Annotated in this window: 12 protein-coding genes and 1 pseudogene; 5 read left to right on the forward strand and 8 right to left on the reverse strand. The window is 41.1% G+C overall.

What is annotated here, in order from left to right:
* Positions 1-368 precede the first annotated feature (368 nt).
* Positions 369-1841, forward strand: coding sequence for a glucose-6-phosphate dehydrogenase (gene zwf / locus IEW82_RS16570; RefSeq protein WP_188697167.1), 1473 nt, complete (start codon positions 369-371; stop codon positions 1839-1841).
* 295 nt (positions 1842-2136) lie between these two features.
* Here the strand turns inward: zwf and IEW82_RS16575 are convergent, their stop codons facing one another.
* Positions 2137-3366, reverse strand: coding sequence for an MFS transporter (locus tag IEW82_RS16575; protein WP_188697170.1), 1230 nt, complete (start codon positions 3364-3366; stop codon positions 2137-2139).
* Positions 3367-3518: 152 nt separating this feature from the next.
* On the opposite strand from IEW82_RS16575, the gene IEW82_RS16580 reads away from it, so the two are divergent.
* Positions 3519-3806 (forward strand): hypothetical protein, encoded by a 288-nt coding sequence (locus IEW82_RS16580; protein WP_188697172.1) that lies wholly within the window; start codon positions 3519-3521, stop codon positions 3804-3806.
* 99 nt (positions 3807-3905) lie between these two features.
* Here IEW82_RS16580 and dat read toward each other — a convergent pair whose 3' ends face one another.
* From dat to IEW82_RS16610, 6 genes are all read right to left on the reverse strand, one after another.
* Positions 3906-4736, reverse strand: coding sequence for a D-amino-acid transaminase (gene dat, locus IEW82_RS16585; protein ID WP_308422169.1), 831 nt, complete (start codon positions 4734-4736; stop codon positions 3906-3908).
* A gap of 393 nt (positions 4737-5129) precedes the next feature.
* Entirely contained in the window at positions 5130-5927 is a 798-nt protein-coding gene (locus IEW82_RS16590) for an SGNH/GDSL hydrolase family protein (RefSeq protein ID WP_188697178.1), read from the reverse strand.
* Positions 5928-5967: 40 nt separating this feature from the next.
* Positions 5968-6273 (reverse strand): hypothetical protein, encoded by a 306-nt coding sequence (locus IEW82_RS16595; RefSeq protein WP_188697181.1) that lies wholly within the window; start codon positions 6271-6273, stop codon positions 5968-5970.
* A gap of 202 nt (positions 6274-6475) precedes the next feature.
* On the reverse strand, positions 6476-6595 hold the full coding sequence (locus IEW82_RS16600) for an FbpB family small basic protein (protein WP_188697184.1): 120 nt from the start codon (positions 6593-6595) through the stop codon (positions 6476-6478).
* Positions 6596-6688: 93 nt separating this feature from the next.
* A complete protein-coding gene (locus tag IEW82_RS16605; RefSeq protein ID WP_188697187.1) occupies positions 6689-7243 on the reverse strand; it encodes a GNAT family N-acetyltransferase in 555 nt (184 codons plus the stop codon).
* 366 nt (positions 7244-7609) lie between these two features.
* Positions 7610-7903, reverse strand: a complete 294-nt coding sequence (locus tag IEW82_RS16610) for a DUF5316 family protein (RefSeq protein WP_188697190.1) — start codon at positions 7901-7903, stop codon at positions 7610-7612.
* A gap of 305 nt (positions 7904-8208) precedes the next feature.
* Here IEW82_RS16610 and uptA point away from each other — a divergent pair, with 305 nt between their 5' ends.
* The 3 genes and pseudogenes from uptA to IEW82_RS16625 form a co-directional block, all read left to right on the forward strand.
* Complete coding sequence (gene uptA, locus IEW82_RS16615; RefSeq protein WP_505891275.1) at positions 8209-8769, forward strand: undecaprenyl phosphate transporter UptA; 561 nt, start codon at positions 8209-8211, stop codon at positions 8767-8769.
* Positions 8770-8820: 51 nt separating this feature from the next.
* Entirely contained in the window at positions 8821-10212 is a 1392-nt protein-coding gene (locus IEW82_RS16620) for a dipeptidase (RefSeq protein WP_188697196.1), read from the forward strand.
* A gap of 259 nt (positions 10213-10471) precedes the next feature.
* Positions 10472-11023, forward strand: a pseudogene (locus IEW82_RS16625) (transposase); the annotation flags it as partial.
* Here IEW82_RS16625 and acnA read toward each other — a convergent pair.
* A complete protein-coding gene (gene acnA / locus IEW82_RS16630) occupies positions 11016-13751 on the reverse strand; it encodes an aconitate hydratase AcnA (protein WP_188697200.1) in 2736 nt (911 codons plus the stop codon). The pseudogene IEW82_RS16625 and the gene acnA overlap by 8 nt on opposite strands.
* Positions 13752-13842: the final 91 nt, after the last annotated feature.

Below are 13842 nucleotides of genomic sequence, written 5' to 3' on the forward strand. Positions count from 1 at the left end.
TACGATGTATTTGCTCTGGTAGGCATACATTTATGATAGAGTGCCTCTTCTTTTTTGGCTAGGATTTTGTAGAAATACCACCGAGAACTATTTTACACATACCGTTATTTTTCACTTTTATTTTCTTTTTATTCATACGTTATAAGGCAATAGTAAACACTTATCTCATAGGAGAAAAATACAATTTTATTCTGTCTGAAACAGGACAGTTGTTTGCCCGTCAAAGAACCGATATAATAATGTCATATTTATTATATGCTGATGTTTTAATTGGATAAACAACTTTAGTAAAAGGTTAGACTTTTAACTAATCAGTTGGTGTCAGCCAAGTGTTTCTAATAAAAATAGGAAAAAAGTGAGGCATAGTCATGGGATCAGCAAACCAAACAGAAACAACCATCATTTTATTCGGAGCAACAGGAGATTTAGCTGTACGTAAGCTTTACCCTGCTTTATATCAATTATATAAAAAGCAAAACGATGTCGAACGTTTTGCCATTATCGGTACAGGTCGGCGGGCCTATGATCACGAAACATATAGAGCGGTCGTCAAAGAATCCATCAAGGCCGAGGGGGTAGAAGCAGATGATTTCTTAAAACGCTTCTTTTTCTACTCCATTGATGTAGAGAACGTCGAAGCTTATAAAGGGCTTGGTGAGCTTGCCAATAAGGTGGATAAAGACTTTAACTTATCGGGGAACCGCATGTTTTACTTAGCTTTAGCCCCTAATTTCTTTGGTACGGTCACAACTCATCTTAAGGAATCAGGTTTGACAAATACATCAGGCTGGAAGCGACTTGTTATCGAAAAGCCGTTTGGACATAACCTCTCTTCCGCTCAAAAACTTAATCAAGAAATTAATCACGTATTTGATGAACAAGAAATCTATCGCATTGACCATTATCTTGGTAAAGAAATGGTTCAAAATATCCAAGTGATTCGCTTTGCTAACCCACTCTTTGAATCGATTTGGAATAATCGTTACATTTCTAATATACAAATCACCTCAAGTGAAACATTGGGCGTAGGTGAACGCGCTGGTTATTACGACAGAACAGGTGCGCTAATGGATATGGTACAAAACCATATTCTGCAGATGACCGCTTTAACAGCAATGGAGCCGCCAAGCCGATTGGAAACCGAAGATATTCGCGATGAGAAAGTAAAAGTATTGCGGTCCATTCGCCCTGTGACCATTGAATCAGTAAAGGAAGATATTATCAAAGCACAATACAAAAGTGGGATTTTAGAAAATGGCGAACAGGTTAAGGGCTATCGGGATGAGGACAACATTAAGGAGAATTCTCAAACGGATACATTTGTTGCCGCTAAGCTCTATATTGATAACTTCAGATGGGCGGGAGTCCCCTTTTATATTAGAACTGGGAAGCGCCTGAAAGTAAAATCTACGCAAATTGTCATCCAATTTAAGGACGCTCCTTTAAACCCTTATTTGGATCAACAACCTAACCGCTTGGTTATTCACGTTCAGCCTGATGAGGGACTTTCATTGATTCTCAACGCCAAAAAAATCGGAGAATCTCAAGAGACGATGCCCATCAAATTGGATTTTTGTCATAATTGTACCAATGAACTCGGGACGTCTGATGCCTATGAACGGCTCATTCACGATTGTATGCGTGGTGATTCCACAAACTTTACACGCTGGGATGAAGTCGCTCTTTCTTGGCAATACGTTGATAGCATTATCAAAGCATGGGACGAAGCCAAAGCTCCTCTAGATTATTATGAAGCTGGAACGAGGGGACCCAAAGCGGCTGATGAATTATTAGCAAAGAATCATTTTCATTGGTGGCCGATCACTACTGTTGAACATTAAAGACCATCAAAAAATCAAACAGTGGGCGAGCTGCCTGGAGCAGAATCCCGCACCATCCTCATGATCAGAAATTTTATGTTTTCTTTTCTTTAAAAAAAGTCGAACGCATCCCTTTGAATTTGTGAATGCGTTCGACTTCTCTACGAGCTGAATCCTTATGTTCAAGCCCTTTTATTCGTTAACGTAAACAAAGGCTGTTTTTAAAGACTGAACGACTTTCTGTCTGCTTGAAAGAAAGTCGTTTTTCTAGAACATTAGAACACCCTTTTTTATCTTAAGCATTGCCTTTCCTTGATTAGCTAACGGGATGCGGGTTCCCCTCTTTTGACGCTTTATTTGTGTCGGGTTTAATGGCGATGATCGCTAAAGCAATGGCAATAATGGAAGTGCCACCTGCCATTAAAAACATCCAACGCACAGACATCTCCATAACAAGGGCAAAAAACGGTGGTCCAGCGGCTACACCAATATAGCGCATGCTGCTATAAAGACTGGTCATCGTTCCTCGATTTTCCTTTTCTATTCCTTCAGTAATAAAAGCATCCAAGCAAGGCAAAACCACGCCAATGCCTATGCCACCAATGAAAAGATACCATAAAAACAAGCGAATACCTGGTTCAAAGCTGAGCAAAAACATCGCGAGTGCCATCAAAATCATGCCGGCGAAGGTTAACCATTTCATCAATAGCTTATTTTGACCGATTTGTTTACCAGTAATAAGAGAAGCCACGCATAAAGCAAAAAGTGGAATGGCGATGATAAAGCCTTTGCGTACACCTTTTAGATGATATTCAGTCTCCAAAAGCTGCGACAAATAAAACAAGGTACCAAAAAGCACAAACATAATAATGCCACCAATAAGGAACACGGCACTGATCCATTGCCAGTTATTCTTATAAATCTGCCAAATGTTGTGCAGAAATTGTTTAAAGGGTTTAGGTTTTTCCTTTGATTTAGGAACATGGACGCTTGAGCCCACCATGACAATGGAAATGAGACAGAGCACGGGTATCGCTAAAAAAGGCACATACCAAATGATGGCCGCAAACAATGCGCCGATGATAGGACTTAGAACCTTTCCTGCGGTATTAGACGTTTCCAAAATTCCTAAAGCATTGCTGACCTTTTGTTCATTTTTAAACATATCACCAACTAAGGGGATGACGACAGGAAAGGCACCAGAGGCCCCAAGTCCTTGCAAAAGACGACCTATTAATATAAAGGAATACGAATGCGCAAAAAAAATAGACCCAAGCCCAGCGACAAGGCCTCCTATTGCAGTTATAATCAGACTCGGAATAATGACCTTTTTCCTCCCTATTCGGTCGGATAAATAACCGGCTATCGGGATAAAAACAATGGCAACGACAGAAAACGTCGTAATAATTAAACTGGATTGAAATGGAGAAATCTTAAGCGTCTCTTCTATCAAAGGTAAAACCGGGATAAGCATTGAGTTCCCTAAAGTCATAATGAGCGGGATCGACGCTAGTGAAATCAGTTCCATCGTTTTTTTATCGTCCATTTTGATCCTCCAACATTATTGTTTACTTATAGTGTGCAATGGATGAGAGTGGAATATTCACTATGGAATAAACTGGAATAAAGAATGTGGGCAGCATGTTTCAACTGCTATTGGAAATAGTAAGGATAATATCGAAAAGAGGAGTGTTGAGAATGGCACAATCAGATCAGATTCAATCCAAACAAAAACTAAACCCATTACAGCAAACACAAAAATATTTGCAGGCGGCACTTCAATCTGTGACACAAGCCCAAGCTTTAGAAAATAATCAAGCGTCACAGCAGCTCGAGCAAAATATTCAAAAAGCACAGCAAACACTAACCCAAGCCCTTTCATCTGCCAAAAATCCTGAAGAGCAAAATCATGTGGAAATCGCTCAGTCTCAGCTTCAGGCAGCGCAACAAAAAGTGCAAGAAGCCCAATCACAACAACAATCTTAGGGCTCATCTAGCCTCACCAGCTCGATACAATGGCAAAGCCCGACGGTTGATCCCGTCGGACTTTAATACATAGGTTGACATAATATAATTAAAGTAAACTTATTTGTTAATCAAAGTTTCAAACTGTTTTTGAAGCTGCTGAGTTAGCGGCCCTGGCTTACCACTGGCAATGACTACCTTATCGACAGTAACGACAGGACTCACTTCTTGAACAGTACTTGATACAAAGACCTCTTCAGCTGCAAATAAATCGTCAATTGAAAACGCCCGCTCAACAACTGGAATACCTAATACTGTAGCCAGCTTTATAATTTGCTGCCGCGTAATCCCGTTTAGAATCAAATGGCTGCTCGGATGTGTCACTAACTGCTGGTTTTGTACGATAAATACATTTGAGGACCCACCTTCTGTTACCATCCCATCACGGTGGAAGATGGTTTCCTGACAGCCCTTCTCAAGTGCTTCCTGTTTTGCTAAGACATTGCCTAAAAGGTTCAGACTTTTGATATCACAGCGTAGCCAGCGAATATCTGCTGTCAAATGAGCAGAAATACCCGAAGTCATCTCTTTTAGAGGTCTGTCAATGCTTTTGGTGTACGCTGTAAGGACACTTTGGGCAGCTTTGGGAAAGCCGTGTCCTCTTGGTGCCTGTCCCCTTGTCACTTGAAGATAGACAATCCCATCGGTCAATTGATCGTGTTCGACTAATTGATACAGGTTCTTCTCAAGCACCTCCATCGGATATGGAGGCTTGATGCGAATGGCAACCAAGCTTCTTTTTAAGCGCTGAAGGTGCTCATCTAACGCAAAGAGCTTCCCGTTGTATACCCGGATGACTTCATAAACACCGTCGCCAAATTGATAGCCACGATCTTCAATATCAACCTTAGCTTCTCCTCTTGAAAGCCATTGATCATTCACAAGAATCATGGTCAAATCTCCTTTGCTTGAATTAAGATCACTATTTTTTATTACTATTCATTATTTTAACACAAATCAAACATGATGATTTTTATAAAAGGCCTTCCATTGAATAGAGCTTATTTACTTACGGCTATAAAAACGGGGCCGAGACAGAAGTCTTCAGCTCATAGAGAATCCGAACGCATTCACCATTTTGAAGGGATTGAAAAGCCCCCTGTTCCTGCGTCTACGCGTATGGCTTCGAAATCAGCTTTCTCGGAACAACTCGAAGTTTACTTGTGAAGTAAGCTGCTCCCGTAGGAGTCTCCGTATTTTGACGACGTTTCCCGTTTCCCTGGCTACTATCATTCGGTATGAGGGTGATTTCTTTTCGTTTTGTCTCACCCTTGTTTGTGTCTTCTATTTTTCTATTGTGTTAAGTAAGCGTTTGGCCATTAAATGATAACCTTCTTTATTTGGGTGAAAGTGATCCGTATAAAGCAGCTGATCAGTCTTGCCATGAAAGAGATCATAAGTAGGCACAAAAGTGGTGTTAGGATATAAATTCAATATCGTCTGTGTCGCATTATTCCATTCATCAAGAATGGTAACAAATTGACTATTCAGTTCACCAAAATAATCTTCAAATGGATTATAAAGCCCAAGATAATATATAGTTGCTTGGCTATTAAGCTGCCTAATTTTCGTCAATATCGCATACAGATTTTTTGTATATGTGACCCTCTGGGCCTCGAAATCATCGAGATCAAGCTGTAAAAAATGTTTTTTTAATACACCTACTAGATCATTCCCACCGATGGTTAAAAAGATATAATCGGAGTGTGCTAATGCGTCCTCAACCTTACTTTTATTCAAAACGTCTAATAAATCACTAGTGGTATCCCCGCGTACACCATAATCTTCAAAGTTAACCTGAGCGACTGCCGATGATGCTTGCAAGCCTTTAGCCGTGATCCCAGCATACCCTTGCTCCTCAGGATCCCCGACACCTTGGGTTAAGGAATCACCAATAGCCGTTATATTTAAGTCCATTTGCATTGTCACGTGCTCAGATGGTATTGTGTGTAGTCTTTGTGGCTTGCCTTCATAATCCTTAAAATAATGCGTGTACACATTGAAAAGTATAACAGCTAAAAAAAGTGCCACTAAAAGGATCGTGATAAGCCGCCACAGTACTTTCCTTTTAAATGTCTCCACTCCCCTTTTATCCAATCTCACAATCTCTCTCTATAACGCCTCATTTGGATAGACTGAAGCGTTGGATCTGCTCCAAGCAATTTTCTTTCAATAAGATCTGATATTGTTTATCCCCTAATAAATCAAAATGTGGATACCCTTCATGATAGTCGATCCATTCTGCTTCAAGGCCATATTGAGCACCCCAATCAATCAGCCGCTCAAGAGTACTACATCCAGCTTTAGTAACGGTTTTATATTGTGGAAAGCGGGGATCAAACCAATAGTGGGTTAGAAATGCAATCTGACCGTTGCTCACCTGCTCCTTCCACCGCTCAACATCATGTTTTGTTATACCGAATGCCATGTAATGCCTTCTTTCATCTCTCTATAAATCACCTTCATTATTTTATCATAGATTATGATTAAATTTGGGCAAGCATTAACAAATTCTTAACAAACTAATAACAATCCATAAAGTTCCATTCCCCCCGCACCCTTTATCACTTAATGATGATAAATGATAAGCTGTTCTCCCATAAAATAAAGCAGAGGCCTAAGCCACTGCTTTATTTTGGACTATGTTTTTTTTCAATTTTATCCTCAATTTTTTGAAGCGCATTATTATCTTTTAAAATTTCAGACTTATTTTTGCTGATGAGTTCCTGAAATCCAAGTCTTTTTCGCATGTTATCCCTTCTTTCTCTAATTATATTATATACTACAGGATGGACAACAAGACACTCAATTATTACAAAAATAAGAAATTTAAGTGATTCATTTTATTTTATTTTGCGCCACTCTTCTTGTAATAGGCTATAAATATTTAAATCAACCCATCTATCCCCCCACTTCTCCCACTGTCGCAGGCAGCCTTCACGCTTAAAAAACCCCTTGTTAATCAATGCATTAGCCGCTTTGTTGTCTGGCGCAACCATTGCCATGATACGATTGAGCCTGAGCACATTAAACCCATAGTTAACGATGCCGCTCATCGCCTCAGTCGCCACCCCTTTACTCCAATGCTGTTTCAGCAGCTCACCACCAATTTCCGCTCGTCTATGTTGGAGATTAATCTTATAAAAGCCTCCAGTCCCATAAAAAATACGCCCATCCTTTGAGCGAATGGCCCAACGAAGCACCGGGAACTCTGGATTGTACACAGAGAAATATTGAACAAACTGATAGGCCTCATCCATGCTCTGCATCGTTTGACCACCATCGAATTTCATGGTTTCTTGATCAGAAAATAATGTATAGAGATTGGGTACATCCTCGTATGTGACAGGACCAAAAGAAAAATGTTCTGTTTCAAATGTTGGAAATGCGTGCATCATATTTATCACCTCAAAATTCCATCTTTAACAATAGAATATTAAGCGTTGGATAGAATGGTACACCCTTCCCTCTTTTTAGACACCTACATAAAGCTGGCATGCAATAAGACAAATGAGGCAAAATACGCCTCGCCCGTGCCTATGTTGGCCTTAAAAATGAATTGAAGCCAATATACATATCCAGTGGATTGAACTGGAAGCAAGTACAAGTCACTCAATGACACCAAATTTTGCATTATTATCATTAGAAAAACCGGGCGAAAAGCATGCCCGGTCCTTGTCCTTAGTATAGAGCATCATCCAATATGGAAGAGGCTTTCTTTTCTTTAAAAAAAAGCCCTTCAAAGGACTTTTTAGTTTACCTTATTAAAAATGTATAAAAAAGACAATCATTGCGCCGATAATATTCGGAGCTGCAAAGGATATCGTCCGTCCAACCCATTGCAACCGCAATCGTCTATATTGCTGCGTCTCATTAGCAAGCTTAATGTTCACATGATGACCGTTGGCAAAAACTCGTGATAATATAGGTGCGGCGAATAGACAAACCAATCCTAAGCCACCCGCAAATGACATCGCAACCTGCATATCCCCAATGAGGACCGCCCCCAATACGATTGCACAAAAAATGATGAAGCCGTAAACCAATGAACGAATCACTGAGTCAATCCTCCTTTATACTCTTCATGTGGGTGTTTTCGATATCTTCTATTTTTAATTTTAGCACACTTTGTGAAATTTACTAGATAAATATGGCCAAATTCACATAATTTAATACACCTTTTACATTTTCCTATCCCCTTCCTAACGTTTGATTACTTTCCCGCACTTTATTCATGAAATCTTTGGTTTTTGCATATTTATCAATTGGACAAGTTTAGATATACTAAAACTATACTTCATAAAAAGTAGGTCATAATAACATGGAACATATTCTCACACAGCTTCTTGAAACAATCATAAGCATGGGCTATTTTGGTGTGGCTTTGGCACTTATGATCGAAATTATCCCCAGTGAACTTGTTCTCGCCTATGGCGGTTTTATGGTGGGATCAGGTCACTTGAGTTTTATAGGAACCGTCATCGCTGGGACCATTGGTGCAACAGTTGCTCAAGTCTTTTTATATTGGATTGGCGCTTATGGTGGTAGACCGTTTCTAGAAAAGTACGGGAAATACTTGCTCATACATAAAAAGCATCTGGATGTCTCGGAAAGGTGGTTTCAAAAATACGGAGCTGGTGTTGTCTTTTTTGCGCGTTTTGTCCCTGTTGTCCGTCAGGCGATTTCCTTACCTGCAGGGATTGCCAAAATGCCGCTATCTAAGTTTATTTTCTACACACTGCTCGCCACTGTTCCTTGGTGTATTCTCTTCATTTATTTAGGAGAAAAGCTGGGCCAAAGCTGGGATCAAATCAAGACGGTCACAGCTCCATATCTTGATACAGCTGCAGTGATTATCATTGCTATCGCTGTCTTGATTATCATCATCAAGATGTTCTCCTCCCGTCGAAAGTTCAAGCCGTGAAGCAATGATTGATTTTTGATACACTTATGATGACTATACATATTACATTGAATGTTTATTAAAGGGGGCATTATTTTGACTTCAACACACCCGTTTTTAAAAGAACATCGTGAAAAGCATTTGCAAGAATTAAAGCAATTTCTTAGCATTCCTAGTATCAGCTCCGATTCCTCATATAAGCAAGATGTTCTAAGAGCAGCAGAATGGACAGCTCAAGCTCTTAAAGAAGCAGGAATGGAAAAGGTTCAAGTGATGGCAACGGATAAGCATCCCGTTGTCTATGGGGAATGGCTCCATGCCGACAATGCACCAACGGTTCTCATTTATGGGCATTATGATGTTCAACCTGTCGACCCTATTGAATTATGGGAGACACCGCCATTTGAGCCGACAATACGAGATAATAAGCTCTATGCACGAGGTGCTAGTGACGACAAAGGCCAGGTCTTCATGCAGATAAAAGTGATCGAAGCGATCATGCAAACCGAAGGCAAATTGCCAGTGAACGTTAAATTTATCTATGAGGGTGAAGAGGAAATCGGCAGCCCCAGTCTTGATCCTTTTGTAGAAGCCCATCAAGAGCTATTAGCCGCTGATCTCCTGCTCGTTTCCGATACAACAATGGTAGGTGAAGGACAACCCTCCATCTGCTACGGACTTCGTGGATTAACAGGACTACAGATTGACATCAAAGGAGCTGCAAGTGACCTCCATTCAGGATTATATGGCGGCGCGGTGCAAAACCCACTCCATGCGCTTTCCGAGCTGTTGGCAAGTATGCACGACTCAGAAGGTCATATTTCCATTGAGGGTTTTTATGATAAGGTGCGGCCTTTAAATAAAGAAGAAATCACTACCTATCAACACTTAAGTGATGATGAAGCATTAAAAAAACAGCTGGGTATTTCTGAACTCTTTGGAGAGGCAGGCTTTTCCACCAAGGCGCGTTTATGGGGACGACCCACCCTTGAAATCAACGGCATTTGGGGCGGATACCAAGGCGAAGGCATAAAAACAGTCATTCCAAGTGAAGCTCATGCCAAAATCACGTGTCGATTAGTGCCGGACCAAGAGCCGGCAGAGATTGCTCGGGTCATTCAGACGCATATTGAAAAGCATCTTCCGAAGGGTGTAACTGTTGATGTCACGCTTTTCGATCAAGCCAAGCCTTTTATTACGCCTTATGATCATCCAGCCATCCAAGCAGCGGGCCAATCTTTAGAAAAAGTATATCAACATGAGGTTCTCTTTACGCGCATGGGGGGTTCGGTTCCTGTCGTGGAAACCTTTAACACGTTGCTTGGCTTGCCTGCAGTATTAATGGGCTTTGGATTGGAAACAGAAAACTTTCACGCCCCAAACGAGCACTTCCATCTTGATAATTTTGATAAGGGAATGGAAACGCTCATCGATTATCTACACCGAATTAAGGAAGCATTATAGGTTCAATAAGAGTGGCGCTAGAGTCCGATTGATGGATGCTAGCGCCTTATATTTTTTTAAAAGATCAGAAAGTATAAAATTATGGTCACGAGGACAGTGCGCGATTCCGCTCCAGAGCGCTCGCTTTCCTCATGCCCACACGATGGGGGTAGGGTCAGTCCTTAGTGGCCTCAGCTCACTTTGGAGTGATCTATTTGTGCCCCAAGTGGATCTTCGGACACGTGCTGTTCCCGAAGGCGCCAGAGCGTCTTTCGCCCCAATCCAATTGAAAACCGACGATGCTTTTGGTATTAAAACTCTCACTTATGATGTTTTTCCCAATCCAACGGATACACGCACGTTGATTCCTTTTCTAAATAACATCGAGAAACATTTTTTTCGAACTCCCGCATTATATCGTCGCAGACGCCGGTTATGGAAGGGAATCCTCGAAGAGTTTATGACAATGAGAAATGAGAACCACAAAAAGAAACGATTAGAAAACAGCTTTTGGAAGAGAAAACTGGTGAAATCTACGGCAAGCGTAAAAGTGACGTAGAACCAGTTTTTGGATTTCTGAAGGCGAATTTGCGTTTCACTCGTATGTCAGTGTAAAGCAAAGAGAAAGTAGAAAATGAATTCGGCTTTGCGTTTATGGCAGTGAACTTAAGAAAGTACACTGCCAAAACGCTAAATATAGCGATTGATGAATAATTCAACTAAAAAAGGTTCCCATCATCCAAAAATAGATAACGGGAGCCTTTTTTCATTTTTTTTGACTAGTTATGTTCCAGCCTCTTTTGATATATTTTATAGCAAAACACTTACTTAGCTTCTTGGAATTTACGACGAAGGACCATTTGTAAGATACCACCGTGACGATAGTAGTCAACGTCCACATCGCTATCAAAACGAAGCGTAGCTTCAAAGGTTTTGCTGTTGCCAGCTTCGTCCGTTGCAGTAACCGTAACGGTTTGACGTGGTTTAACATGATCGTCAACATCAACCGAGAAAGTTTCTTTTCCTGTTAAGCCAAGAGTTTCAGCGTTTTCGCCTTCTTTGTATTGCAATGGCATGACACCCATACAAACAAGGTTAGAGCGGTGAATTCTTTCATAGCTTTCAGCAATGACAAGCTTGATGCCAAGAAGGTTCGTACCTTTAGCTGCCCAGTCACGGGATGACCCCATACCGTAATCGACACCAGCAAGAACGACAAGACCTGTGCCATCTTCTTTATATTTCATTGCCGCATCATACCAAGGAAGAATTTCTCCTGTTGGCCAGTATGGCGCAAAGCCACCTTCTGTACCAGGAGCCAGCTCGTTGCGAATACGAATATTGGCAAATGTTCCACGCATCATCACTTCATGGTTACCACGACGGGAACCGAAGGAATTGAAGTCACGTGGTTCGACACCATGCTCAATCAAGTACTTTCCAGCAGGACCGTTTTTAGCAATGGCACCAGCTGGTGAAATGTGATCCGTTGTTACCGAATCCCCAAGCTTAGCAATCGCACGCAAGCCTTTAAGTGGTTTGATTGGCTCTGGATCGATAGATAAATTTTCGAAGAATGGTGGGTTTTGAATATAAGTTGATTCACTATCCCAATCATAAAGCTCGCCTGTACTTGTTTCCAAGTTGTTCCAGCGTTCATTTTCTTCGAAGACATGCTCGTATTCTTTCTTAAACATTTCTGGGCTAACTGACTTGCTAAGCACTTCTTCGATTTCAGCAGAGGTGGGCCAAATGTCTTTAAAGTAGACATCATTGCCATCTTTATCCTTACCGAAGGAGTCTTTTTCAAGATCAAAGTTTACAGAACCAGCAAGAGCATAAGCCACAACTAGAGGTGGTGAAGCCAAGTAGTTCGCACGTACGAGCGGGTGAATACGTCCTTCAAAGTTACGGTTACCTGAAAGAACTGACGCAACCGTCATATCTTCTTTTGTGATGGCTTCTTCGACTTCATCTAATAATGGACCAGAGTTACCGATACATGTTGTACAGCCATAACCGACAACATTGAAGCCAAGCTCATCAAGATATGGAAGAAGACCGGCATCTTTAAGGTAGTCTGTAACGACCTTAGAGCCTGGAGCTAAACTTGTTTTGACGTAACCAGGGACCTTAAGTCCTTTTTCAACAGCTTTTTTCGCCACAAGCCCTGCTCCGAGCATAACGCTTGGGTTTGAGGTATTCGTACAGCTTGTGATCGCCGCGATAACAACGTCACCTGTTTTCAACTCTTCTTTGCGACCATCTTTATAGCTGATCGTTGATTTTTTATTGATTTCGTCCTCTCCAAGTCCAAAACCATGAACGCCTGCTTCACGAGTTAAAGCATTTTGGAATTCTTTTTTCATATCAGAAAGCACAATGCGATCTTGTGGGCGCTTAGGTCCAGCTAGAGATGGAACGATTTCAGAAAGGTTCAATTCTATAACTTTGGTAAACTTAGGATCAGCTTTATCAGGTGTATAGAAAAGACCGTTTTCTTTACAATACGTTTCAACAAGCTTAATTTGTTCCTCGCTACGACCTGTTAGTCTCATGTAGTTAAGGGTTTCATCATCTACAGGGAAGAAGGTCGCTGTCGCACCGTTCTCTGGAGACATGTTGGAAATGGTTGCACGGTCAGAGAGTGACATCTGTGCCATACCAGGACCAAAGAATTCGACAAATTTACCGACTACTTTTTCTTCGCGAAGAATTTGCGTAACAACAAGCGCCAAGTCGGTTGCTGTTGTTCCGTTTGGAAGCTCACCTGTTAAGCGAACACCAATGACTTCTGGAACTGGAATGTAAGAAGGTTGACCAAGCATACCCGCTTCCGCTTCGATGCCGCCCACACCCCAACCAAGAACACCAATACCATTGATCATCGTGGTATGAGAATCAGTACCAACGAGAGTATCAGGGAATGCGATATATTCACCATCGCCTTCTTCGAGACCATGAACCACAGAAGCTAAATATTCAAGGTTAACTTGGTGAACGATACCTGTTGCTGGTGGAACCGCACGGTAATTTTCAAAGGCGTTTTGCGCCCATTTCAAAAACTTATAGCGTTCAATATTGCGTTCAAATTCACGCTCCATATTGAACTTCAAAGCATCATTGGAAGCAAAACGGTCAACTTGCACCGAGTGGTCAACAACAAGGTCAACCGGCTTTTCTGGATTGATTTTTTGTGGGTCACCACCCATGTCTGCCATCGCTTTACGTAAGGAAGCAAGGTCTACTACAGCAGGCACACCCGTAAAGTCTTGTAAAATAATACGTGAAGGATTGAAAGGAACGTCGATATCATTATTTAATGCGTCCGTTCCCCATTTTGCTAGATTTTCAACATGCTCTTTTTTAATTACTTTACCATCATATTGACGTAGGACAGATTCAAGCAATACTTTGACGGAATAAGGAAGTCTTTCGATATCTCCGTATTGCTTCAATGCATCAAGCTTGTAGTAATTGTACGTTTTGCCATTGACAGTAAACGTATCACGTGCTTGATAGACATCATTTTTCTTTCTGTCTTGTACAGATACTGACATGTGTTTCACTCCTTTACATCTCTATCAATAAGACATCACCTATCATTTTAATAGAAAATATGACATAAGTAAAATACAATGACGTTATTAA

This window comes from Pullulanibacillus camelliae, from assembly GCF_014642655.1.
Taxonomy (GTDB): Bacteria; Bacillota; Bacilli; order Bacillales; family Sporolactobacillaceae; genus Pullulanibacillus; species Pullulanibacillus camelliae.

Coding starts and splice junctions, on each gene's coding strand:
- uptA (WP_505891275.1), top strand. CDS start 8,209: ATGGGCTATTTTGGTGTGGCTTTGGCACTTATGATCGAAATTATCCCC.
- IEW82_RS16605 (WP_188697187.1), bottom strand. CDS start 7,243: ATGATGCACGCATTTCCAACATTTGAAACAGAACATTTTTCTTTTGGT.
- IEW82_RS16580 (WP_188697172.1), top strand. CDS start 3,519: ATGGCACAATCAGATCAGATTCAATCCAAACAAAAACTAAACCCATTA.
- IEW82_RS16595 (WP_188697181.1), bottom strand. CDS start 6,273: ATGGCATTCGGTATAACAAAACATGATGTTGAGCGGTGGAAGGAGCAG.
- IEW82_RS16620 (WP_188697196.1), top strand. CDS start 8,821: ATGTTTATTAAAGGGGGCATTATTTTGACTTCAACACACCCGTTTTTA.
- acnA (WP_188697200.1), bottom strand. CDS start 13,751: ATGTCAGTATCTGTACAAGACAGAAAGAAAAATGATGTCTATCAAGCA.
- zwf (WP_188697167.1), top strand. CDS start 369: ATGGGATCAGCAAACCAAACAGAAACAACCATCATTTTATTCGGAGCA.
- dat (WP_308422169.1), bottom strand. CDS start 4,736: ATGATTCTTGTGAATGATCAATGGCTTTCAAGAGGAGAAGCTAAGGTT.
- IEW82_RS16600 (WP_188697184.1), bottom strand. CDS start 6,595: ATGCGAAAAAGACTTGGATTTCAGGAACTCATCAGCAAAAATAAGTCT.
- IEW82_RS16575 (WP_188697170.1), bottom strand. CDS start 3,366: ATGGACGATAAAAAAACGATGGAACTGATTTCACTAGCGTCGATCCCG.